Origin of the sequence: Streptomyces sp. NPDC048255 (genome assembly GCF_040652415.1) — a bacterium.
Classification (GTDB): domain Bacteria; phylum Actinomycetota; class Actinomycetes; order Streptomycetales; family Streptomycetaceae; genus Streptomyces.
In genome coordinates this window covers 20128-42194 of record NZ_JBEZMA010000030.1, presented here as the reverse complement: position 1 = coordinate 42194, position 22067 = coordinate 20128, and the positions used below count along the sequence as shown (strand labels likewise).

At 72.0% G+C, this 22067-nt stretch carries 21 protein-coding genes and 1 pseudogene; 9 read left to right on the top strand and 13 right to left on the bottom strand.

Annotated elements, in window-relative coordinates; genetic code table 11:
- Window positions 1-33 precede the first annotated feature (33 nt).
- The gene (locus AB0D94_RS22935; protein WP_362054962.1) at window positions 34-384 is read right to left on the bottom strand and encodes a hypothetical protein; all 351 of its coding nucleotides are present in this window, start codon (window positions 382-384) and stop codon (window positions 34-36) included.
- 55 nt (window positions 385-439) lie between these two features.
- Here AB0D94_RS22935 and AB0D94_RS22930 point away from each other — a divergent pair, with 55 nt between their 5' ends.
- A complete protein-coding gene (locus AB0D94_RS22930; protein WP_362055039.1) occupies window positions 440-1156 on the top strand; it encodes a uridine kinase in 717 nt (238 codons plus the stop codon).
- A 337-nt stretch (window positions 1157-1493) separates the two neighbouring features.
- Here the strand turns inward: AB0D94_RS22930 and AB0D94_RS22925 are convergent, their stop codons facing one another.
- Window positions 1494-2189, bottom strand: coding sequence for a SigE family RNA polymerase sigma factor (locus tag AB0D94_RS22925; protein WP_266934620.1), 696 nt, complete (start codon window positions 2187-2189; stop codon window positions 1494-1496).
- Between the two features lie 174 nt (window positions 2190-2363).
- Between AB0D94_RS22925 and afsQ1 the strand changes: the two genes are divergently transcribed.
- From afsQ1 to AB0D94_RS22910, 3 genes are read left to right on the top strand one after another with little or no spacing between them, the layout of a single operon-like run.
- Window positions 2364-3041, top strand: a complete 678-nt coding sequence (afsQ1, locus tag AB0D94_RS22920; protein ID WP_063754818.1) for a two-component system response regulator AfsQ1 — start codon at window positions 2364-2366, stop codon at window positions 3039-3041.
- Window positions 3038-4525, top strand: coding sequence for a HAMP domain-containing sensor histidine kinase (locus AB0D94_RS22915; RefSeq protein WP_362054959.1), 1488 nt, complete (start codon window positions 3038-3040; stop codon window positions 4523-4525). Before afsQ1 ends, AB0D94_RS22915 begins: the two co-directional genes overlap by 4 nt.
- Window positions 4509-5162 carry a hypothetical protein gene (locus AB0D94_RS22910; protein WP_362054957.1) on the top strand — a complete coding sequence of 218 codons (654 nt, stop codon included), beginning with the start codon at window positions 4509-4511 and terminating at the stop codon, window positions 5160-5162. Before AB0D94_RS22915 ends, AB0D94_RS22910 begins: the two co-directional genes overlap by 17 nt.
- 792 nt (window positions 5163-5954) lie before the next feature.
- On the opposite strand, the gene AB0D94_RS22905 is transcribed toward AB0D94_RS22910, so the two are convergent.
- On the bottom strand, window positions 5955-6191 hold the full coding sequence (locus tag AB0D94_RS22905) for a hypothetical protein (protein WP_362054955.1): 237 nt from the start codon (window positions 6189-6191) through the stop codon (window positions 5955-5957).
- Window positions 6188-6520 (bottom strand): hypothetical protein, encoded by a 333-nt coding sequence (locus AB0D94_RS22900; RefSeq protein WP_362054954.1) that lies wholly within the window; start codon window positions 6518-6520, stop codon window positions 6188-6190. Before AB0D94_RS22900 ends, AB0D94_RS22905 begins: the two co-directional genes overlap by 4 nt.
- A 120-nt stretch (window positions 6521-6640) precedes the next feature.
- Here AB0D94_RS22900 and AB0D94_RS22895 point away from each other — a divergent pair.
- Together AB0D94_RS22895 and AB0D94_RS22890 are read left to right on the top strand one after the other, a co-directional pair.
- Window positions 6641-7719: pseudogene (locus tag AB0D94_RS22895) on the top strand (hypothetical protein).
- The gene (locus AB0D94_RS22890) at window positions 7716-8405 is read left to right on the top strand and encodes a YdcF family protein (protein WP_362054953.1); all 690 of its coding nucleotides are present in this window, start codon (window positions 7716-7718) and stop codon (window positions 8403-8405) included. Before AB0D94_RS22895 ends, AB0D94_RS22890 begins: the two are co-directional and overlap by 4 nt.
- A gap of 177 nt (window positions 8406-8582) precedes the next feature.
- On the opposite strand, the gene AB0D94_RS22885 is transcribed toward AB0D94_RS22890, so the two are convergent.
- The 3 genes from AB0D94_RS22885 to AB0D94_RS22875 form a co-directional block, all read right to left on the bottom strand.
- Window positions 8583-10241: a phospho-sugar mutase gene (locus AB0D94_RS22885; protein ID WP_362054951.1), complete on the bottom strand. Its 1659-nt coding sequence runs from the start codon at window positions 10239-10241 to the stop codon at window positions 8583-8585.
- A 35-nt stretch (window positions 10242-10276) separates the two neighbouring features.
- Window positions 10277-11083 (bottom strand): purine-nucleoside phosphorylase, encoded by an 807-nt coding sequence (locus AB0D94_RS22880; protein ID WP_362054949.1) that lies wholly within the window; start codon window positions 11081-11083, stop codon window positions 10277-10279.
- 144 nt (window positions 11084-11227) lie between these two features.
- Complete coding sequence (locus AB0D94_RS22875) at window positions 11228-11665, bottom strand: gamma-glutamylcyclotransferase (protein ID WP_069921661.1); 438 nt, start codon at window positions 11663-11665, stop codon at window positions 11228-11230.
- Window positions 11666-11899: 234 nt separating this feature from the next.
- Between AB0D94_RS22875 and AB0D94_RS22870 the strand changes: the two genes are divergently transcribed.
- Together AB0D94_RS22870 and AB0D94_RS22865 are read left to right on the top strand one after the other, a co-directional pair.
- A complete protein-coding gene (locus AB0D94_RS22870) occupies window positions 11900-13339 on the top strand; it encodes an NAD(P)H-quinone dehydrogenase (protein WP_362054946.1) in 1440 nt (479 codons plus the stop codon).
- A gap of 175 nt (window positions 13340-13514) precedes the next feature.
- Window positions 13515-14480 (top strand): DeoR/GlpR family DNA-binding transcription regulator, encoded by a 966-nt coding sequence (locus tag AB0D94_RS22865; RefSeq protein ID WP_362054944.1) that lies wholly within the window; start codon window positions 13515-13517, stop codon window positions 14478-14480.
- 195 nt (window positions 14481-14675) lie between these two features.
- On the opposite strand, the gene AB0D94_RS22860 is transcribed toward AB0D94_RS22865, so the two are convergent.
- A complete protein-coding gene (locus AB0D94_RS22860) occupies window positions 14676-16436 on the bottom strand; it encodes a biotin carboxylase N-terminal domain-containing protein (protein WP_362054942.1) in 1761 nt (586 codons plus the stop codon).
- A 378-nt stretch (window positions 16437-16814) separates the two neighbouring features.
- Here AB0D94_RS22860 and AB0D94_RS22855 point away from each other — a divergent pair, with 378 nt between their 5' ends.
- Entirely contained in the window at window positions 16815-17273 is a 459-nt protein-coding gene (locus tag AB0D94_RS22855; protein WP_362054940.1) for a hypothetical protein, read from the top strand.
- Here AB0D94_RS22855 and AB0D94_RS22850 read toward each other — a convergent pair.
- From AB0D94_RS22850 to AB0D94_RS22830, 5 genes are all read right to left on the bottom strand, one after another.
- Window positions 17254-17877, bottom strand: a complete 624-nt coding sequence (locus AB0D94_RS22850) for a nucleoside triphosphate pyrophosphatase (protein WP_362054937.1) — start codon at window positions 17875-17877, stop codon at window positions 17254-17256. The genes AB0D94_RS22855 and AB0D94_RS22850 overlap by 20 nt on opposite strands.
- 183 nt (window positions 17878-18060) lie before the next feature.
- Window positions 18061-18198, bottom strand: coding sequence for a hypothetical protein (locus AB0D94_RS22845; RefSeq protein WP_362054935.1), 138 nt, complete (start codon window positions 18196-18198; stop codon window positions 18061-18063).
- 91 nt (window positions 18199-18289) lie between these two features.
- Window positions 18290-20143 carry a serine/threonine-protein kinase gene (locus tag AB0D94_RS22840; protein WP_362054933.1) on the bottom strand — a complete coding sequence of 618 codons (1854 nt, stop codon included), beginning with the start codon at window positions 20141-20143 and terminating at the stop codon, window positions 18290-18292.
- A 90-nt stretch (window positions 20144-20233) separates the two neighbouring features.
- A complete protein-coding gene (locus tag AB0D94_RS22835; RefSeq protein WP_362054931.1) occupies window positions 20234-20443 on the bottom strand; it encodes an acyl-CoA carboxylase epsilon subunit in 210 nt (69 codons plus the stop codon).
- 17 nt (window positions 20444-20460) lie between these two features.
- Window positions 20461-22053 (bottom strand): acyl-CoA carboxylase subunit beta, encoded by a 1593-nt coding sequence (locus tag AB0D94_RS22830; RefSeq protein WP_362054929.1) that lies wholly within the window; start codon window positions 22051-22053, stop codon window positions 20461-20463.
- Window positions 22054-22067: the final 14 nt, after the last annotated feature.

Genomic DNA, 22067 nt, shown 5'->3' with positions numbered 1-22067 from the left:
AGCGACCCCCGTGCTGCCGGGGCCTTCCCGTGCCTACTGCTTCGGGAGCACCGGGCCGAGCAGCGAGGACACGGCCGCGGTGGGCAGCTCGCCCACCGAGGAGCCCCGGGTCAGGCTGCCGGTGAGCATGCCCGTCCCGACGGAGGGGAAGTCGGCGACCTGGGTGGCCAACCCGTTGTTCAGCGGGTCCACCCCGGTGTTCGCGAGCGGGTTCACCTTCAGGTTCGCGATCGGGTCCGCCACACCGGCCAGTGCGGCGGGGACGTCGAGTTCACCGGCCTGCGCGCCGCCGGCGGCCATCGCCAGGGCCGCGCCGGCCATCGAGACGCTCAGGCCCGCGGCGCGGAGCCGGTTCGGTCCGGAAGGAGCTGCGTGACGTGCCATGGGGATCCTCGCCTGTGGTCGTAGTCGCGTGCGCACGCAGCGTAGTTGACGTGTGATCCTGGATACCAACCGGCCACCTGGAGGATCCCCTACCCGGGGGAATGGTTCAGACTGGTGTCCCGTGAGCTCCTCCTCTCCTTCACCGACCCGCGTCGTGCTGCTGACCGGTCCGTCGGGCTCCGGCAAGTCCTCCCTGGCCGCCCGCTCAGGGCTGCCCGTGCTGCGCCTCGACGACTTCTACAAGGAGGGCGACGACCCCACCCTCCCGCTGGTCGAGGGCAGTTCCGACATCGACTGGGACTCCCCGCTGTCCTGGGACGCGGACACGGCGGTCGCCGCGATCGCGCGGCTGTGCGCGACGGGGCGGACGGAGGTGCCGGTGTACGACATCGCGACGTCCTCGCGGACCGGCACCGAGACCCTGGACATCGCACGGTCGCCGCGCACCCCGCTGTTCATCGCGGAGGGCATCTTCGCCGCCGACATCGCGGCGCGCTGCCAGGAGCTGGGTCTGCTGGCCGACGCGATCTGCCTGCGGGGGAGGCCCTCGACCACCTTCCGCCGGCGGCTGGCCCGCGACCTGCGCGAAGGGCGCAAGTCCGTTCCGTTCCTGCTGCGCAGGGGCTGGCGGCTGATGCGGGCCGAGCGGGGCATCGTGGCCCGGCACGTCGGGCTGGGCGCGCACGCCTGCGCCCGTGACGAGGCGCTCGGCCGCCTGGCCGCCGCCGCGGCGGGCCGGCGCCGGGCCGGTTCCGCTCGCGCTCGGGCCTAGCCGGGTCGGTCCGGCTGCCGCGCCGCTGCCGGGGCTCTGCCCCGGACCCCGCGCCTCAATCGCCGGCGGGGCTGGGTTTGGCTCCGGCGGGGCCGGCTTTGGCTGGGCTGGATGTGGCTGGGGCGCCGCCCAGCGGGACGCCGGTCGGAGGCTGGCGCAGCGGCGCGAAGCCGGGGAGGCGCCCTGGCGCCGAGCCGTGCGAGCGGCGCGTCAAAAAGGAGAAAAGGCGGGATCACGCGGACCCCCGACCGCTTGATCCCGCCTCTTCACCCCCCGCAGGCCCCCGTCCCACCCCCGTAGGACGGGCCCCCCGGCCCGATGGTCTCGGTGTGTCGCGTTACGCGACGAGCTCCTCGAAGGACTCCGCCTCGTCGTGGCCGAAGCTCAGCGCCTCGTCGTCACGCAGGCGGCGCAGCGAACGCCAGATGCTCGACTTCACCGTGCCGACGCTGATCCCGAGGATCTCGGCGATCTCCGGGTCCGTGCGGCCCTCGTAGTACCGCAGCACCAGCATCGTGCGCTGCGGCTCCGGGATGCGGGCGAGCGCCTGCCACAGCACCGCACGCAGCTCCGTACCGCGCATCGCGTCCGTGTCGGAGGCCTGCTCCGGCAGCTCCTCCGTCGGGTACTCGTTCAGCTTCCGCCGGCGCCACGCGCTGATGTGCAGGTTCGTCATCGTGCGCCGCAGGTAGCCGCCCACGGCCGCCTTGTCGGTGATGCGGTCCCACGCCCGGTACGTGGAGAACAGTGCGCTCTGCAGCAGGTCCTCGGCCTCGTGCCGGTCGCCGGTGAGGTGGAAGGCCGTCGCGTAGAGCGCGGCCCGCCGCTCCTGCACGTACGCCGTGAACTCCGCCTCCGACGTGGAGGACGGGGTGCGCTGTGCGGGAACCGCCTGGTACTGGTTCGCGTCAATGGCTGTGACGTGTGCCGGCCGCGGACGGGCGACCGTCACCGTACGGACACCCGCCCGGCGGTTCACATCGTGCAGCCGCGTGACAACCGCGCTGGTCGTGGTGCTGTGCAGCGTGTTCATCTCGCGCCCCCCGTCGTGGAGTCTGCTTCGGTCCGTTGTGCGTTGGTAGAAGCCTGCCCCCCTGACATAACCGGGGTGTCCGCCGACTGTCACAGGCCTGTCACAGCCACCCGTGACCTGATCTCCGCCGCACGAAGGTCGAAGTCCCAACGGGGGATGGGACAGAATGAGCCCGTGCCTTTCCTGTTGCTGATCGAGGACGACGACGCCATCCGCACGGCCCTCGAACTCTCCCTGTCTCGCCAGGGCCACCGTGTGGCCACTGCGGCGACGGGCGAGGACGGCCTGAAACTGCTGCGCGAGCAGCGGCCGGACCTGATCGTGCTGGACGTCATGCTGCCCGGGATCGACGGCTTCGAGGTGTGCCGGCGGATCCGCCGCACCGACCAGCTGCCGATCATCCTGCTCACCGCGCGCAGCGACGACATCGACGTGGTCGTCGGCCTGGAGTCCGGTGCCGACGACTACGTGGTCAAGCCCGTCCAGGGGCGGGTCCTCGACGCCCGGATCCGGGCCGTGCTGCGCCGCGGCGAGCGCGAGTCCAGCGACTCCGCGAGCTTCGGGTCCCTGGTCATCGACCGCGCCGCGATGACGGTGACGAAGAACGGCGAGGACCTCCAGCTCACCCCGACCGAGCTGCGGCTCCTGCTGGAACTGAGCCGGCGCCCCGGCCAGGCCCTCTCCCGCCAGCAGCTGCTCCGCCTGGTCTGGGAGCACGACTACCTGGGCGACTCCCGGCTCGTCGACGCCTGCGTGCAGCGGCTGCGCGCCAAGGTCGAGGACGTGCCGTCCTCGCCCACCCTGATCCGTACCGTCCGCGGCGTCGGCTACCGCCTGGACTCACCGCAGTGATCCCGGCGCTGCTCGCGGGCCGGCGCTGGACCAGCCTGCGGCTGCGGCTCCTCGTGGTGTTCGCGCTGGTCGCGCTGACGGCCGCGGTCTCGGCTTCCGGGATCGCGTACTGGCTCAACCGGGAGGCGGTCCTCACCCGGGTCCAGGAGGCCGCCCTCGGCGACTTCCGGCAGGAGATGCAGAACCGGGCCGCAGCGCTGCCCGCCGATCCGACGCCGGAGGAGATGCAGCGCACCGCCGAGCTGATGGCGGGCAGCAGCCCCGGCTACAGCGTGCTGCTGGTGCACGAGGACAAGGACGACCGTCAGGTGTTCGGCGCGGCGGGCCCCGACTCCTTCGGGCTGGACGACGTACCCGAGTCCCTCCAGCACGCCGTGAACGACCGGCAGAAGATGACCGCGGCGAACGACTCCGAGTACCACATGTACTGGCAGCGGACGAAGCCGCGGGGCAACCCGTACCTGGTCGGCGGGACGCGGATCGTGGGCGGCGGGCCGACCGGCTACATGTACAAGTCCCTCGCGCAGGAGCGGGACGACCTGAACGCGCTCGGCTGGTCGCTGACCATCGCGACGGGTCTGGCGCTGCTCGGGTCCGCGCTGCTGGCGCAGGCCGCGGCCAGGACCGTACTCAAGCCCGTGCAGCGGCTCGGGGACGCGGCGCGGCGGCTCGGCGAGGGCGAGCTGGACCACCGGCTCGACGTGTCGGGGACCGACGAACTCGCCGACCTGTCGCACACCTTCAACAAGACGGCCGAGGCGCTGGAGAAGAAGGTCGCCGACATGAGCGCGCGGGAGGAGTCCAGCCGGCGCTTCGTCGCGGACATGTCGCACGAACTGCGCACACCGCTGACGGCGTTGACGGCGGTCGCCGAGGTGCTGGAGGAGGAGGTCGACGACCTCGATCCGATGATCGCACCGGCGGTCGCGCTCGTCGTGAGCGAGACGCGCCGGCTCAACGACCTCGTGGAGAACCTGATGGAGGTCACCCGCTTCGACGCGGGCACCGCCCGGCTGGTCCTCGACGACGTGGACGTCGCCGACCAGGTCACGGCCTGCATCGACGCACGGGCCTGGCTGGACGCGGTCGAACTCGACGCCGAGCGGGGCATCGTGGCGCGCCTCGACCCGCGCCGCCTCGACGTCATCCTGGCCAACCTGATCGGCAACGCGCTCAAGCACGGCGGTTCGCCGGTGCGGGTCTCGGTGGTCGTGGAGGGCGAGTGGCTGGTGATCGCGGTCCAGGACAACGGTCCGGGCATCCCGGAGGACGTCCTGCCGCACGTCTTCGACCGGTTCTACAAGGCGAGCGCGTCGCGGCCGAAGTCGGACGGGAGCGGGCTGGGGCTGTCGATCGCCGTCGAGAACGCGCACATCCACGGCGGCGACATCACCGCCGCCAACGGGGCGGGGGGCGGGGCGCTGTTCACGCTGCGGCTGCCGGTGGACGTGGGGAAGGTGATCGCGGGTGACGAGGACGCGTAAGGTCCGGGCGGTGGTGCCGGCCCTGTTCGCGCTGGTCGCCGTGGGCTGCCTGCCGGGCTGCGGGATCAGGGCGACGACGGTCCCCGTGGACGTGGGCGCGGCGCCCTCCCGGGTGTCCTGCGACACCCCGGCGCAGCCGGGCGGCCAGAACACGGTGCAGGGCTTCCGGGCCACGCTGGAGCTGGTCTGCGGATCGCAGCTGGTCGGCGTGGAACGGGTGGTTCCGGTGCCCGAGAAGAGGGTCGCACGGGACCCCGTCGCGCTCGTCGCGCAGGCGCTGCTGGAGGCGCTGGAGCGGACGCCGTCGGCGGAGGAGCGGGACGCGGGGTTCACCACCGGGGTGCCGTCGGGGCTGACGGCGGGCGAGCCGAGGCCGGGCGACCCGGCGGGCACGGTGCGGCTGAGCCGCAAGCCGGAGGACCTGCCGCCGGTCGCGCTCTCGCAGATCGTGTGCACCCTGGCGGGCAGCGAAGCGGTGTCGGCGGGCCCGGGACCGGTGGTCCTGGGCGGGCCGGACGTGGATCCGCCGCGGGCGTGGGAGTGCACCGACGCGGTCCGCTCCCGGCCGGAGTCGGTGCCGACACTGGGCGAGATCGTCAGGCCGACGGCTTCCCCGGGGGTCCCGCCGCCGCGCTGACGGCTCGCCGCCGGGGCGCTGTATCGCGCGGGCGCTGTCTCGCGGGTGGGTGCGCCCGGGCCCGCGATCTCCCCCTCGAGGGGTCGGGGGCCGGTCGGCGGCTGCCCACCCGCCCCATTTGCGGGTCCGGGGGCTGGGGGGCATGTACCAGCGGGGCCTGATCAGGGATGGTTTGGGGGCTTCCCGTCAGTCCCATGGTCTGTCCGTGTCGGGCCGGCCCCTCAAGGGCGCTCCCTGCGGTCGCGTCGCTTCGCGATGGCCTTCCGGCCACCCTTGACCGGCCGTCCCGACACGGAAAGACAGGACTGTCGGGAAGCCCCCAAAAGAACGGTCACCTGGGGACAAGCCCATGAGCGGGCACATCAGCGATGGGCGGCCCGGTGCCCAGGGGGCGGATCCGGCCCGGGCAGGCACCCTCTGTTGGGGTGCTGGGGGGGCGGGGAAGGGCTTACCCGCACTGGGCCGCGGCGGGATGGAGGCCAGGAGCAGGGAGCGCGTCAGATCGCTACGCGCTCCTCGTATTTCAGCGTCCGACGGCCGTCTGGGGCTGCGCAAACGCGTACGGTGTGGCGCTCATGGGTCCCTGTCTCCGTTAGAGGAAGTACGGGGACTCGGCGCGGAGTTCTTGCCTTGTCTTGATGACCCGAAGCCCCTCGGGGTGGCTGGCTTCCCGGGTATTTGCGGTGCCCCCGTACAGGGGGCGCAGGATCGGTGTTCCGCCGCGCCGGTCGGTGTAGATCCACCGGCCGCCGCCGGGGCCGTCCTCGACCAGGTCCCCGATCTGGGCGGCGCTCACCGGGCGTCGCCGGCGCGAGAGATGTTGGAGGCCGCGGTCGTCCACTCGATTCCTCCGCCAGAGGGGCGGATGTGGGCGATCTCCAGCAGACGGGCGCCGTGGCGTTCCTCGGTGACGCAGGTCAGGGTGCCGGTGAGGCCGTTCGCGATGTCATGGACGGTCTCACCGGTCAGCGGATGGTCGATGGTGTGCCACTCGCCGCCGGAGACCTGGCCCGAGACGCGGCCGGTCACCGGGACCACCCCTGGATGAGCGCGGCGGAGATTTCCATGGGGTGTGCCGGTCTCAGGTATTCGGGGGCGGCGACCCACTCGCGGCCGCCTTCGAGCGGACGTACGTATCCGTAGCCGGGGAACGCGTCGGTCGGAGTGCCGTAGCGGGAGAGGACGCCCACGGCCAGGTGTTCGGGGGCTTCCATCGCACGGACGGTGGTGCCGGGCGCCGGCCAGAGGCGGCGGGGCAGCGCGATGGCGCGCGGGAATCGGAGCCGGTGGTCCTGATGCTGCTCCGGAAACGTGTCCATGGGGCCGCTGACCCCGCGGTGTTCCGTGATGTGTTCCATGGGAACGAGCGTCCCCGTCGCCGAACGGCCTCGAAATGACCGGCTGTTGCACTTGCGTTGCACCTCCCGCCCAAGGCCTGCGTTCGGCGTGCTTCGATACGTGGAAGAGGGAGGTAGCCCGTGGTCAGCGTGCAGCAGTGGACCGGCCGAGAAGCGAAGGCGCTGCGCTCGGCGCTTCGGATGAGTTCCCGCGCGTTCGCGGAGCACCTGGGCGTCGCGCTGCGGACGGTGGCCAAGTGGGAGAAGTACGGCGAGGCCACAGAGCCACGCCCGGACACGCAGGCCATCCTCGACACCGCCCTCGTGCGCGCGGACGCCGCTGCCCACAGCCGTTTCGAACAGGTCTTGCACGGCGCGCGGGTGAAGCCGGGCGCCCCGGACCATGAGGCGTGGACCGAGGACATCGACCGCGCCATCGTCTGCCTCAGCCACCAGAGATTCACGTTCGCCTCGGACCTGCTGAACCGCTGGCTCAGCCGCCACGAACCCCGGAGCCTCGACGAGAGGGGTGCCTACCTCTACGGCCGGTCCCTCACCCTGCTCGGCGACCTTCAACGCGACCAAGGCGCTCTCCTCGGCCCGCTCTCAGCCAGCCACTCCTACACCATGGCGCATGGCCTCTTCACCGAGCTGGCCATCCCCCGCCGAGCCGCGCAGGTCGAGCTGTCCCTCACCGTGGTGACCGAGATGGCCGGACAACTCGAAGCATCTGCACGGCAGTACGAACAGCTCGCCGACGACGAACGCCTGAGCCGTCGCGACCGGGCCAGGGCCCGGTTATGGGTGGGTACCGCGCTCAGCAAGAAGGGCGACAACGAGTACGCCACGCTGGTCATGCAGACGGCCATCCGGGACTTCGAGGATCTCGGCGAGCCCGAGGACTGGTCCGTCGCCCATCAGAAGCTGGCTCTCGCGCATCGAGGGGCCGGCGAGCTGACCCAGGCGCTCCACTTCATCGGCATCGCCCGCTCGACCGGGTCGGTCGACTCCCCCATGCAGCACGTCCGACTGGACACCGCGTACTCGCACATCCTTCTGCCGATCCGGCCACCCGCGATGATGGGCTGACCGTCCTCGACGACGCGGCGCGCATGGCCTCGCAGCACGGTCTGAGTCACCAACTGCGCAGCATCGAGGGAATCCGGCGGTCGTACGACGACCGCCGGCCCCCGTGTCGAGGTAAGTGGCCAGAACGATGAACCAGGGAGCCCACGTGCCGGACCGCGCAGAGCGCACGATCACCGATGAGCAGTGGAACGACGCCGTCCTGATCTGGCGCTACCACCAGATGGGCCACGAGGTACGCCCCTGCTCTGCGGCCATCGGCCTCGGCAGCCACGACCTGGGAGTCGCCACCGCCTCGGCGGACCTCTACCGCGCCGGCCTCTTCCCCGTGATCGTGTTCAGCGGCGGCAACAGCCCGACCACCGCAGCCCGCTTCCCGCGCGGCGAAGCAGTCCACTACCGCGAGCACGCACGCGACCTCGGTGTGCCGGACGAGGCGATCCTTCTGGAGACCCGGGCCGGGAACACCGGCCAGAACGTCACCCTCTCCCGCGACGTGCTGCGCGCGGCCGGCGTGGAGGTCGAGTCGCTGCTCCTGATCTCCAAGCCGTACATGGAGCGCCGTTCCTATGCCACGTGCCGTCACCTGTGGCCCGAGGTGGAGGTCGTTTGTGCCTCCGAGCCTCTGGAGTTCGACGATTACACCAAGTCCATTGGCGACGAGAAGCTCGTCGTGGACATGCTGGTCGGCGATCTGCAACGGGTCATCGAGTACCCGAAGCTCGGCTTCGCCATCGAGCAAGACGTACCGGGGGATGTCCATGACGCCTACGAGCGTCTTCTGCGCTCCGGATTCGACAGCCGGCTCATCAACTCCTGACCATCGGCCCCGCTGGGCTCGGTGTCCGGGTACTGCGGGACGCCAACGGCCCCCTGAGCCGGACGGGGCTCAGGGGGCCGGAGGGGTGCCGGAGGATCGCCGGACGGAGTCCGGCGCAGCGGTCCGATGCCGGGGCGGCCCGCCAGGGCCGACCCGTGCGAGGGGCGCGTCGGAAGATCAGATGCCCGCCGCGGCCGCCAGGTCCTTCTTGATCGCGTCCAGGACTTCCTGGCCGCGGGTGCGGGCCGGGGCGAGGTCGCAGGCCTCGGCCACCGGGACCACGACCTCCAGGTAGCACTTCAGCTTCGGCTCCGTGCCGGACGGGCGGACGATCACCCGGGCCTTGTAGTCGCCGTCCAGGTAGTAGCGCAGGCCGTCCGTCGGCGGGAGGGACTCCGTGCCGACCGACAGGTCCTCCGCCGAGGTCACGCGCAGGCCCGCCAGCGAGACCGGCGGCTCCGCGCGCAGCGCCGCCATCGCCGAGGCGATGACCGACAGGTCCGAGACGCGGACCGACAGCTGGTCCGTGGCGTGCAGGCCGTGGGCCATCGCCAGGTCGTCCAGCAGGTCGGTCAGGGTGCGGCCCTGCTCCTTGAGCTCCGAGGCCAGCTCCGCCACCAGCAGGGCGGCGGTGACGCCGTCCTTGTCGCGGACGCCCTCGGGGTCCACGCAGTAGCCGAGCGCCTCCTCGTAGCCGTAGCGCAGGCCCTCCACGCGGGCGATCCACTTGAAGCCCGTCAGGGTCTCCTCGTAGCCCACGCCCGCCGCCTCCGCGATCCGGCCCAGGAGGCTGGAGGAGACGATGGACTCCGCGAAGACGCCCTGGGCGCCCTTGTGGACCAGGTGCGCCGCCAGCAGCGCGCCCACCTCGTCACCGCGCAGCATCCGCCAGCCGTCCAGGGTGGGCACGGCCACCGCGCAGCGGTCCGCGTCCGGGTCGTTGGCGATCACGATGTCCGGGCCGACCTCGGCGGCCTTCGCGAAGGACAGGTCCATCGCGCCCGGCTCCTCCGGGTTGGGGAAGGCCACGGTCGGGAAGGCCGGGTCCGGCTCGGCCTGCTCGGCGACCAGGACCGGCTCCGGGAAGCCGTGCCGGGCGAAGGCCGCCATGACGACCTCCTTGCCGACGCCGTGCATGGCCGTGTAGACGGTCCGCACGCCCCGGGGGGACCCGGGGGTCAGGACGGCGTCCGTACGGGCCAGGTAGGCCTCCAGGACCTCGTCACCGAGGTCCTCCCAGCCGGACTCCGGGCGCGGGACCGAGGCGAGGGACGCCACACGGGCGATCTCCGCCGCGATCTCGGCGTCCGCCGGGGAGACGATCTGCGAGCCGTCGCCGAGGTAGACCTTGTAGCCGTTGTCCCGGGGAGGGTTGTGGCTCGCGGTCACCTCGACGCCGGCGACGGCGCCCAGGTGCCTTATGGCGTACGCGAGGACGGGCGTCGGCAGCGGACGGGGCAGGACGGCCGCACGCAGCCCGGCGCCGGTCATCACGGCCGCGGTGTCGCGGGCGAAGTCGGCCGACTTGTAGCGCGCGTCGTAGCCGACGACGACCAGGCCGCCGGCGTGGCCCTGGGCCTTCAGGTAGGCCGCGAGGCCCGCCGCCGCCCGGATGACCACGGAGCGGTTCATCCGCATCGGACCCGCGCCGATCTCGCCGCGCAGCCCGGCGGTGCCGAACTGGAGCGTGCCCGAGAAGCGGTCCGCCAGCTCGGCTGCGACCTCGGCGTCTGCCGACGCTTCGATGATCCCGGCGAGCTCCGCCGCGGTCTCCGGGTCCGGGTCCTCGGCCAGCCAGGCCTGCGCCCGGGTGATCAGGTCGTCCTGTTCCTGCACTACTTCCGCCTTACCTCTCGTACGGGCCCGGTGCCTCAGATGCGGGCGAGGACCTGGGTCAGCAGCTTGCCCATGCGCGCGGCCGAGTCACGGCCGGCCTGGAGCACCTCTTCGTGGTTCAGCGGCTCGCCGGAGATGCCCGCCGCCAGGTTGGTGACCAGGGAGATGCCGAGCACCTCGGCGCCGGCCTCACGGGCGGCGATGGCCTCCAGCACGGTGGACATGCCGACCAGGTCGGCGCCCATGACGCGGATCATGTTGATCTCGGCCGGGGTCTCGTAGTGCGGGCCGGGGAACTGGACGTAGACGCCCTCTTCGAGGGTCTCGTCGATCTCCTGGCACATCGCGCGCAGGCGCGGCGAGTACAGGTTGGTGAGGTCGACGAAGTTCGCGCCGATGATCGGCGAGGTGGCCGTCATGTTGATGTGGTCGCTGATCAGGACCGGCTGGCCGGGCTGCATGCCCTCGCGCAGACCGCCGCAGCCGTTGGTCAGCACGACGGTCTTGCAGCCGGCGGCGACGGCGGTGCGCACACCGTGGGCGACGGCGGCGACGCCGCGGCCCTCGTAGTAGTGGGTCCGGCCGAGGAAGACCAGGGCGCGCTTGTCGCCGATCTTGTACGAGCGGACCTTGCCGCCGTGTCCGGCGACAGCGGCCGCGGGGAAGCCGGGCAGCTCGGTGATCAGGAATTCGGCGTCGGGGGTGCCGAGCGCCTCGGCGGCGGGGGCCCAGCCGGAGCCCATGACAAGGGCGACGTCGTGGGTCTCGGCGCCGGTGAGCTCACGCAGACGCGCGGCGGCGGCGTCTGCGGCAGCGTGGGGATCGGTAACAGATGCGTTCACGCGGACGAGCGTAACCGCTGGATCCCTACGCGCGTAGATGGCACAGCTCACGGTGTTCGGATCGTTGCCTTGTCGTTTCCGCCGAATCGTCCCCGACGTGCCTTACGGGGCCTGCGCAGCGCCGGGTCAGCAGGGCCGGCCGGGTCAGCAGGGTCGCTTGCGGAGTTCCATCACATAGTCGTGCGGAGCCCCGGCGGATTCCGCGGCATCGGCGATCTCGCCCAGGTAGCGCGCCGAGGGCAGCCCGCCCTCGTAGCCGTTCAGGACGTACACCCAGGCCGCCTCCTCGCCGTCCAGCGTGTGCACGCGCACCCGCATCCGGCGGTAGATGTCGAGCCCGACGCCCTCCCAGCGGTCCATCGAGTCCTCGTCCAGCGGCGCGATGTCGTAGAGGGCCACGAAGACCTGGTGGCGCGGGGCTTCGACGATCGTGGCGAGTGCGCCCTCCCAGCCCATCTGCTCGCCGCCGAAGGTCAGCCGCCAGTCGTTGATCCAGCCCGTGCCGCGCAGCGGCGAATGCGGAGCGCGGCGCGTCATCAGCCGCGGGTCGAGGTTGCCGGCGTACGCGGCGTAGAGCGACATGAGGTCGAGGGTACGGGAGGGGTGGCCGTGGCGGCGTGCCCGGATGGAGGGACCAGGGGGTGTCCGGGGGATCGGGGCCGCCCCGGGCCCGGCCGTGATCCCCCGGAGATCCCCTCGGCGCGAAGCACCTTGAAGCGTGCGGGACAATGGGGCACGGAATGCATCCCCCGGGGAGACCCCCCGGACCCCCGGCCGGGGCGGCAGCCGGCCGGGTAGACGTGAGGCGGACTTTTCGTGACCCGGATCGTGATCATCGGCGGCGGACCCGGCGGGTACGAGGCGGCCCTGGTAGGGGCCCAGCTCGGCGCGGAGGTGACCGTCGTGGACTGCGACGGTCTGGGCGGGGCCTCGGTCCTGACCGACTGCGTACCCTCCAAGACTCTTATCGCGACCGCCGAGGTGATGACCACCTTCGACTCGTCCTACGAAGAGCTCGGCATCGTCGTCGCGGACGACACCCCGCACATCGAGCAGGCCGCGCGCGTCGTCGGCGTGGACCTCGGCAAGGTGAACCGGCGCGTCAAGCGCCTCGCGCTCGCCCAGTCGCACGACATCACCGCCTCCGTCACCCGGGCAGGCGCCCGCGTGGTGCGCGGCCGCGGCAAGCTCGGCGGACCGCAGGGCATCGACGGCACCCGCGACGTGATCGTCACGGCGGCCGACGGCTCCGAGCAGATCCTCACCGCCGACGCGGTGCTGATCGCCACCGGCGGGCACCCCCGCGAGATCCCCGACGCGATGCCCGACGGCGAGCGCATCCTGAACTGGACCCAGGTCTACGACCTGGACGAGCTCCCGGAGGAGCTCATCGTGGTCGGCTCCGGTGTGACCGGCGCCGAGTTCGCCGGCGCCTACCAGGCCCTCGGCTCCCGGGTGACCCTGGTGTCCTCCCGCGACCGGGTGCTGCCGGGCGAGGACCCCGACGCGGCCGCCGTCCTGGAGGACGTCTTCCGCCGCCGCGGCATGAACGTGATCTCGCGGGCCCGCGCCGAGTCCGCGAAGCGGGTCGGCGACCGGGTGGAGGTCACCCTCGCCGACGGCCGGGTCATCTCCGGCACGCACTGCCTGATGGCGGTCGGTGCCATCCCGAACACGGCGAACATGAACCTGGAGGAGTCCGGGGTCCGCCTCAAGGACTCCGGCCACATCTGGACCGACAAGGTCTCCCGCACCTCCTCGCCCGGTGTGTACGCGGCCGGTGACGTCACGGGCGTCTTCGCCCTCGCGTCGGTCGCGGCGATGCAGGGCCGCATCGCGATGTACCACTTCCTCGGCGACGCGGTGGCCCCGCTGAACCTCAAGACGGTGTCCTCGAACGTCTTCACCGACCCCGAGATCGCCACCGTCGGCTACACCCAGGCCGATGTGGACGCCGGCCGGATCGACGCCCGCGTGGTGAAGCTCCCGCTGCTGCGCAACGCGCGCGCCAAGATGCAGGGCATCCGGGACGGCTTCGTGAAGCTGTTCTGCCGCCCCGGCACCGGCATCGTCGTCGGCGGCGTGGTCGTGTCGCCCCGCGCGAGCGAGCTCATTCACCCCATCTCGATCGCGGTCGACAACAATCTGACGGTCGAGCAGATCGCAAACGCGTTCACCGTGTACCCCTCGCTGTCGGGATCGATCGCCGAGGTGGCACGGCAGCTGCACGCGCGGAAGGCCGACGGGGAGGCGTAACCGCCACGAACCCCCGCACACCGTAAGGGCTTTGGGGCGGGGCGCCGTGGTATCGCGAGACGTTCACACAGTGGACCGACCGCGTATACCACTAGTCGCCCCGTCTTATGGACAACTTCGGTATTCCGGCGCAAAGAGCTGAAAGAAGACGGTCGTTGGGGTTACTGTCAGTTTCGTGTTCGCTGCAGAACGTCGCCAATTGATCCTCGAAATGGTGCGGGCCAACGGAGCGGTGTCGCTCCGGGAGCTCGCCCGCGTCGTCCAGACCTCCGAAGTGACCGTACGGCGGGACGTGCGGGCACTGGAGGCAGAAGGACTCCTCGACCGCCGGCACGGCGGTGCGGTCTTGCCGGGCGGTTTCACGCGGGAGTCCGGCTTTCCGCAAAAGTCCCATCTCGCGACGGCGGAGAAGACCGCCATTGCCGATGTCGCGGCCGGCCTCGTCGAAGAGGGCGAAGCCGTCGTCGTCGGCGCGGGCACCACGACCCAGGAGCTGGCCCGCCGGCTCGCCCGGGTGCCCGGACTGACCGTCGTCACCAACTCGCTGCTCGTCGCCCAGGCCCTGGCGCACGCCAACCGGGTGGAGGTGGTGATGACCGGCGGGACCCTGCGCGGCTCCAACTACGCCCTCGTGGGCAGCGGGGCCGAGCAGTCCCTCCAGGGCCTGCGGGTCTCCCGGGCCTTCCTGTCGGGCAGCGGTCTGACCGCCGAGCGCGGGCTGTCCACGTCCAACATGCTCTCCGCGAGCGTGGACCGGGCGCTGGTGCAGGCGGCCGCCGAGGTGGTGGTGCTGGCCGATCACACGAAGCTCGGCACCGACACCATGTTCCAGACCGTGCCGACGGATGTGATGACCCGGCTGGTGACGGACGAACCGCCACCGCACGACGACCGCGCGGCCACCGAGCTGCAGGCGCTGGCGGACCAGGGCGTGCAGATCACCGTGGCCGGTGGGGCGGCCGGTTCTGGTGCCGGGGCCTCCGGCGGCGTGGACGGGATGCAGGGGCGGCGCCCGCGCCGGGATTCGCCGCTGCCGGTGCAGCGGCGTGGCGGGCCCACGGCCCAGCTGCGCAGTGCGCCTGCGGGGCTGCTGGAGCAGCAGGCGGAGCGGGCGCGGGTGGCGGACATGCGGCGTCGTTAGGCCGTGCGGCGCCGTGTCCTGGGGCTCCGCCCCGGACCCCGCGCCTCAAGCGCCGGCGGGGCTGGATGGGTGCGCCTCAAGCGCCGGCGGGGCCGGGTGGGGCGCTTCAGCGACCGCGGGGCTGGGTGCTGTACATCGAAACGCCGGCGGGGCTGGATCTCCAGCCCCGCCGGCGTTTTGAGGTGGTGCAGGACGTCAGTCCTTGATCTCGCAGATGGTGGCGCCGGAGGTGAGCGAGGCGCCGACCTCGGCCGTCAGGCCCACGATGGTGCCGGAGCGGTGCGCGTTGAGCGGCTGCTCCATCTTCATCGCCTCGAGTACGACGACCAGCTCGCCCTCGGTGACCTGCTGGCCCTCCTCGACCGCGACCTTGACGATCGTGCCCTGCATCGGGGACGCGAGGGTGTCGCCGGAGGCGGCCGGACCGGACTTCTTGGCCGCGCGGCGCTTCGGCTTCGCGCCACCGGCCGCAGCCGTGCGGGCGAGCGTCATGCCCAGCGAGGACGGCAGCGAGACCTCCAGGCGCTTGCCGCCGACCTCGACGACCACCGTCTCGCGGCCCGGCTCGTCCTCGGTGTCCTCCGCGGCCGGAGCCGTGAAGGCCGGGATCTCGTTGACGAACTCGGTCTCGATCCAGCGGGTGTGGACCGTGAAGGGTCCCTCCGCCGGGGCGAAGGCCGGGTCGGCGACGACGGCGCGGTGGAAGGGGATGGCCGTGGCCATGCCCTCGATCTCGAACTCGGCGAGCGCGCGGGCGGCCCGCTGGAGGGCCTGCTCGCGGGTGGCGCCGGTGACGATCAGCTTGGCCAGCAGGGAGTCCCAGGCCGGGCCGATGACCGAGCCGGACTCCACGCCCGCGTCGAGGCGGACGCCCGGGCCGGACGGGGCGGCGAACTTGGTGACCGTGCCGGGGGCGGGCAGGAAGCCGCGGCCCGGGTCCTCGCCGTTGATGCGGAACTCGAAGGAGTGGCCGCGCAGCTGCGGGTCCCCGTAACCGAGTTCCTCGCCGTCGGCGATGCGGAACATCTCGCGGACCAGGTCGATGCCGGTGACCTCTTCGGTGACCGGGTGCTCGACCTGCAGACGGGTGTTGACCTCCAGGAAGGAGATCGTGCCGTCGGTGCCGACCAGGAACTCGACCGTGCCGGCGCCGACGTAGCCGGCCTCCTTCAGGATCGCCTTCGAGGCGGCGTACAGCTCGGCGTTCTGGGCCTCGGAGAGGTACGGCGCCGGGGCCTCCTCCACGAGCTTCTGGTGACGGCGCTGGAGCGAGCAGTCACGGGTGGAGACGACGACCACGTTGCCGTGGCTGTCGGCCAGGCACTGGGTCTCGACGTGCCGCGGCTTGTCGAGGTAGCGCTCGACGAAGCACTCGCCGCGGCCGAAGGCGGCCACGGCCTCGCGGACGGCGGAGTCGTACAGCTCCGGCACCTCTTCGAGGGTGCGGGCGACCTTCAGGCCGCGACCGCCACCGCCGAAGGCGGCCTTGATCGCGATCGGCAGGCCGTGTTCCTTGGCGAACGCGACGACCTCGTCGGCCCCGGAGACCGGGTCCGGCGTACCGGCGACGAGCGGCGCCCCGGCCCGCTGGGCGATGTGCCGGGCGGCGACCTTGTCACCGAGATCGCGGATGGCCTGCGGCGGCGGGCCGATCCAGGTCAGGCCCGCGTCGATGACGGCCTGAGCGAACTCCGCGTTCTCGGACAGGAACCCGTATCCGGGGTGGATGGCGTCCGCACCGGAATCGGCTGCGGCTTGCAGGACCTTGGAGATGTCCAGGTAGCTGGCGGCCGGGGTGTCACCGCCCAACGCGAAAGCTTCGTCGGCCGCGCGGACGTGCAGAGCGTCCCGGTCCGGATCGGCGTAGACGGCTACGCTCGCGATTCCGGCATCCCGGCAGGCCCGAGCAACGCGGACAGCGATTTCGCCACGGTTGGCGATGAGCACCTTGCGCACGATGGCTCCCTCCTTGAAACAAGCTGAGTTTAGGGACAGCCCACACGGCCTTACGACCCTTATCCAGTGGTGAGCTTGCCCACACGGAGTGTGATTCGAGTCCGTCTCTAGGCTGGAAAGCCCTTGTGGCGCCCCTCGTAAGGGGGATCCCCGACTGCACAGTAGCCCCGTCGCATCGTCGGGGTCTCTGTGCTCCAGGTCAGCGGGCCCGGGCGATTCTTTGTCGAGTCCCTACGAACGGCCCATGATTTCTTTGCTTGATCGCTGTCGGGGACCCCTGGCGCAACGAAGCCGTCCGCACCCCTTGTCCGTACGTTTACCCGTTAGTAGCCTCCAGGGCGTCGAACAGGCTTGTGACGTGAGGGGGGTGGGGTCGTCGTGCTGCGAAGACTCGTGGCCGCGCTGGCCGCGATCGTGCTCGTCGCGGAAGCGGCGGTGCTCGTGCTCGTCCATGTCGTGCTCGGCAGGACCACGGCAAGCCAGTCGATGTCCATCGCGGGCAGCGATCCGGATGTCATGTCCAAGGCGACTTATGCGCTCGGGGCGGGCATGGGGGCCTTCCTCCTGCTGTGCGCCGCGCTCCTCGCCGTCGCCGCCCTGCGGGACCGGGCCCCCGGCCGGTTCGCCCGGATCGTGCTCGTCACCGCCGCCGTCACCCACGGCCTGCTCGGCGCGGTCGCCGTCGCCGTCGTGGGGTGGCCCGCCTTCGCGGCGGTGATGGTGATCCTCTGCCTCCTGGTCCTGGCCCTGATGCTCTACGCGGCCAAGCCCGCCCCGACCGGGATCCAGGACGCGCCGCCGCCCGCGCTCGGGGAGCTCAGGCCCACAAATCCGTGATGGATACACCCAGTTCGCCCAGCAGGGAGCGCAGCAGCGGCAGCGACAGCCCGATCACGTTCCCGTGGTCCCCGTCGATGCCCTCGATGAACGGGGCCGACAGCCCGTCCAGGGTGAACGCCCCCGCCACGTGCAGCGGCTCGCCGCTCGCCACGTACGCCGCCACCTCGGCGTCCGTCGGCTCCCCGAACCGGACCGTCGTGGACGCCGTCGCGGAGACCTGACGCCCGCTCGCCGTGTCGATCACGCAGTGCCCGGTGCGCAGGACGCCCGCCCGGCCGCGCATCGACTTCCAGCGGGCGGTGGCCTCCTCGGCGTCCGCCGGCTTGCCCAGCGCCTCGCCGTCCAGCTCCAGCACCGAGTCGCAGCCGATCACCAGGGCGCCCGCGGCCTCGTCCAGGGCCGCCACGACGGCCGCCTTCGCCTCGGCCAGCGCGAGCGCCAGCTCGGCCGGCTCGTCGTGGTCCAGCGCGTCCTCGTCGAAGCCGCTGACGATGACGTGCGGGGCGAGCCCGGCCTGGCGCAGCAGGTTCAGCCGGGCGGGGGACGCGGAGGCGAGGACGAGCTTGCGCCCGTTCGCGGGCAGCGGGTTGTCAGCAGTCATGGGGCCATCGTAGGGGCGCGGCGGGCCCCTGACGGGGGCGGTCCCGGCGGTCCGGGTCCTGTCGCCCGGGCAGGGCAGGACACCGCCTAGTGCTGTGGCCGGTGGGCGTACCGGCGCAGTCCGACAGCGCGGCGAAGTGCCGTGCCGGGCGGCGCGACCCGGTGAACCTTTCCGGTCACAGCACTAGAAGCCCATGCCCACGCCCAGGACGTACACCACCACGAGCATGGCGACGGCGAGCACCACCGTCAGCCGCCGGATCATCGCCTGCGCGTCGCGCATGTCCTTGGGCGGCTCGTTCTTAGGGTCGGACCAGAGCATGCCCCGATCCTGGCCTCCGAGGCTGGTGTGGCGCCTGAGTACGGGTACTCAGGGCACCACCGTCCGTTCCGCCATCTTCGGCGGACGGGACCTACGGCTTGGCGCCGGGCGGCTGCTTCCAGAGGGTGAGCTTGCCGGCGTAGCCGGGCGGGTCGTACGGCCGGCCCGTCGGCTTGACCTCGGTGATCTGGAGCATCGCGAGGTTGCCCTTCGAGGTCACCGAGCACAGGACGTCGCCCGCGGCGATGGCGTCGTCCTCGATGAGCGCCGTATTGGAGAGCTCCGCGGGCAGCGGCCCGGTGTCCACCGCCTGGCGGCAGACCTCCGGCGTGGTGCCCGGGGACTTGGCCATGGCCTTGCGGAAGCTCATGTTCTGCAGGATGTAGTAGAACTCCACGTCCTTGTCGCTGTTGTCACCGCTGGGCAGGACCCTGGGCGCGTCCAGGTCGACGGTGATGATCGAACCGGCCGGCGGCTCGATGAGCAGGGGCTTGTCCTGGAAGAGCACCTCGTACGAGCCGCCCTGCGCGGGCTTGGACGCGGAGGGTTGTGCGGACGGCTGCCCGGAGGGCTGCGCGGGCTGCTGAGGCGATTCCGGCTTCGACTGGTCCTGCTTCGGCTGCTCCTGCGGCTGCTCGGCCCGGGTCCTGCCCTTGCCGTCGTCACCGGATCCCAGGCCGCCCGAGACCGCCCACGCGGCGCCCCCGATCGCGGCGACCAGGGCCACGGCCGCCGCGACGAGCACCCGCCCCCGGTTCCCGCGGGCACCGGAGGTGCCGGACGCCGGGGCGGGCGGTGCGGGCGGGAACAGCGGAGGCTGCGCGGGCGCCTGCGTCGGCGCGCTGTGCACCGGGGGCACCCCGGACCCGGGTATGGCCCCCGGTGCCTGCGTGGGGACGTACGTGGCGGCGTACGCGGGGGCATGGGCGGGTGGGGGACCCGCCGCCGCGCTGCCCGCCGCCCCCGCCGCCGGAAGCCGTTCCAGCTCCGCCTCCCGCGCCGCCACGGCGGAGGCCCAGGGCTCCGGCAGCCAGCCGGCGAGATCGGCCGCTCCGCGGCCGGCGGACCGCTCGCACAGGCGCGCCAGTTCGCCCGGCTCCGGCCGCGCGGCCGGGTCCGCGGCGAGCGCGCCCTCCAGCAGCGGCCGCAGCCAGTCGGGGTAGCCGGACAGGTCCGGCGGCCGCTGGGCGGTGTTGGCGATCTGCGTCGCCACGGTCAGCGCGCTGCCCTCGCCGTACGGGTGGCGGCCGGTCGCGGCGACGGCGGCGATCAGCCCGAGCGAGAACACGTCGCTCGCCGCGGTGAGGTCCCCTCCCACGCCCTGCTCGGGCGACATGAACTGGGGGGTGCCGATGAAGCTCCCGCTGCGCGTCAGGCGCGTGTTCTCGGCGGCGCGCGCGATCCCGAAGTCGATCACCCAGGGGCCGTCCGCGGCCAGCATGATGTTCCCCGGCTTGAGGTCCCGGTGGACGATCCCCACCGCGTGCACGGACTCCAGCGCCCGCGCCACGCACGCCACCAGTTGCAGGGCCGCGGGCAGCGGCAGCGGTCCGAAGGCGTCCAGAGCCTGGTCAAGCGGGAGGCCCGGTACGTACGCGGTGGCGAGCCACGGCTGCTCGGCCTGCGTGTCGTAGTCCAGCACGGGTACGAGGTGGTAGCCGCGCACCTGCTGCGCCGCCTTCACCTCCTGCTCGAAACGGAGCCGGAACTCCGGGTCACCGGCGTACTCGCGGCGGATCATCTTCAGTGCCACGGGCCGGCTGCCGCGCGTACGGGAGAGGTAGACGGAGCCCATGCCCCCCTCGCCGATGCGCGCGAGCAGCCCGTATCCGGAGATCTCGCGCGGATCACCCGCCGCCAGCGGGCGCAGCGCAGTGTGCCCGGCCCCGTGGTCCGACGCGTTGTTCGTCCCGTTCATGACATCCGCCCCCTCGATCCTGCGCAAGATCAAGATCGTAGCGAACGCATCCGGGTCACCCCCCGGGGCAGGCCGTGGCCGCGGGCAGTCGCCCGCGGCCACCGCCGCTGCCCGTGTCTAACCGGGCCAGTACGTACGGCCCCACGCGCGCGGCCCCGGCTGCGGCAGCCGGTGGCGTGCCACCCGGGACGGAGCCGACCACTCGTCCGCCACCGGATGCGCGCCCGACGGCTGGGAGGCCAGCGCCGCGGCGCGCGCTTGGACCACCGCCAGTGCGGCGGCCAGCTCCTCCGGCGTCGGGTTGCCCTTGACGACCTTGATCACCACAGAGACCTCCTGGAGGGCTAGAGGGGGATGTTGCCGTGCTTCTTCGGCGGCAGGGACTCCCGCTTGGTGCGCAGCTGCCGCAGCCCCTTCACCACGTGCGCCCGGGTCTCGGACGGCATGGCCACCGCGTCGATGTAACCGCGCTCGGCGGCCGTGTACGGGTTCAGCAGCGCGTCCTCGTACTCGGCGATCAGACGCGCCCGGGTCTCCTCCACCTCCTCGGGAGCGGCCTCGGCGATGGTCCTGCGGTGCAGGATGTTCACCGCGCCCTGCGCGCCCATGACGGCGATCTGGGCGGTCGGCCAGGCCAGGTTGAGGTCCGCGCCGAGGTGCTTGGAGCCCATGACGTCGTACGCGCCGCCGAAGGCCTTGCGGGTGATGACGGTGATCAGGGGGACGGTGGCCTCGGCGTAGGCGTAGATCAGCTTCGCGCCGCGCCGGATGATTCCGTTGTACTCCTGGTCCGTGCCCGGCAGGAAGCCGGGAACGTCCACGAAGGTCAGCACCGGGATGTTGAAGGCGTCGCAGGTCCGCACGAACCGGGCCGCCTTCTCGGAGGCGTTGATGTCCAGGCAGCCGGCGAACTGCATCGGCTGGTTGGCGACGATGCCCACCGGGTGGCCCTCGACCCGGCCGAACCCGGTGAGGATGTTCGGCGCGAACAGGGACTGGGTCTCCAGGAACTCCGCGTCGTCGAGCACGTGCTCGATCACGGTGTGCATGTCGTACGGCTGGTTGGCGCTGTCCGGGATCAGCACGTCCAGCTCGCGGTCGGCGTCGGTGACCTCGGTGTCCGCCTCCTCCGGGAACGCCGGCGGCTCGGAGAGGTTGTTCGACGGCAGGTACGCCAGCAGGGACTTGACGTACTCGATGGCGTCCTTCTCGTCCCCGGCCATGTGGTGGGCGACTCCGGACGTGCTGTTGTGCGTCCGCGCCCCGCCCAGCTCCTCGAAGCCGACGTCCTCGCCGGTGACCGTCTTGATGACGTCCGGGCCGGTGATGAACATGTGCGAGGTCTGGTCGACCATGACCGTGAAGTCGGTGATGGCGGGGGAGTAGACGGCGCCGCCCGCGCAGGGCCCCACGACGAGGCTGATCTGCGGGATCACGCCGGACGCGTGCACGTTGCGGCGGAAGATCTCCCCGTACATGCCGAGCGCGCTGACGCCCTCCTGGATGCGGGCGCCGCCGGAGTCGTTGATGCCGACGAGCGGGCATCCGGTCTTCAGGGCGAAGTCCATGACCTTCATGATCTTCTGGCCGTAGACCTCGCCGAGGGCGCCGCCGAAGACGGTGAAGTCCTGGGAGAACACGGCGACCGGGCGGCCGTCCACCGTGCCGTACCCGGTGACGACGCCGTCGCCGTACGGGCGGGTCTTCTCCAGCCCGAAGTTGGTGGAGCGGTGCCGGGCGAACTCGTCCAGCTCCACGAAGGAACCCTCGTCGAGGAGGAGCGCCACCCGCTCACGCGCCGTCAGCTTGCCCTTGGCGTGCTGCTTCTCCACGGCCCGCGCCGACCCGGCGTGGGTGGCTTCGTCGATGCGGCGCTGCAGGTCCGCGATCTTCCCCGCGGTGGTGTGCATGTCGATCGGCTCTGAGGGTTGTGACATCGGGGTCGCGGCTC

Coding starts and splice junctions, on each gene's coding strand:
- AB0D94_RS22925 (WP_266934620.1), bottom strand. CDS start 2,189: ATGAACACGCTGCACAGCACCACGACCAGCGCGGTTGTCACGCGGCTG.
- AB0D94_RS22875 (WP_069921661.1), bottom strand. CDS start 11,665: ATGTCGCTCTACGCCGCGTACGCCGGCAACCTCGACCCGCGGCTGATG.
- AB0D94_RS22900 (WP_362054954.1), bottom strand. CDS start 6,520: ATGGAACACATCACGGAACACCGCGGGGTCAGCGGCCCCATGGACACG.
- AB0D94_RS22850 (WP_362054937.1), bottom strand. CDS start 17,877: ATGACTGCTGACAACCCGCTGCCCGCGAACGGGCGCAAGCTCGTCCTC.
- AB0D94_RS22830 (WP_362054929.1), bottom strand. CDS start 22,053: ATGTCACAACCCTCAGAGCCGATCGACATGCACACCACCGCGGGGAAG.
- AB0D94_RS22935 (WP_362054962.1), bottom strand. CDS start 384: ATGGCACGTCACGCAGCTCCTTCCGGACCGAACCGGCTCCGCGCCGCG.
- AB0D94_RS22890 (WP_362054953.1), top strand. CDS start 7,716: ATGAACCAGGGAGCCCACGTGCCGGACCGCGCAGAGCGCACGATCACC.
- AB0D94_RS22845 (WP_362054935.1), bottom strand. CDS start 18,198: ATGCTCTGGTCCGACCCTAAGAACGAGCCGCCCAAGGACATGCGCGAC.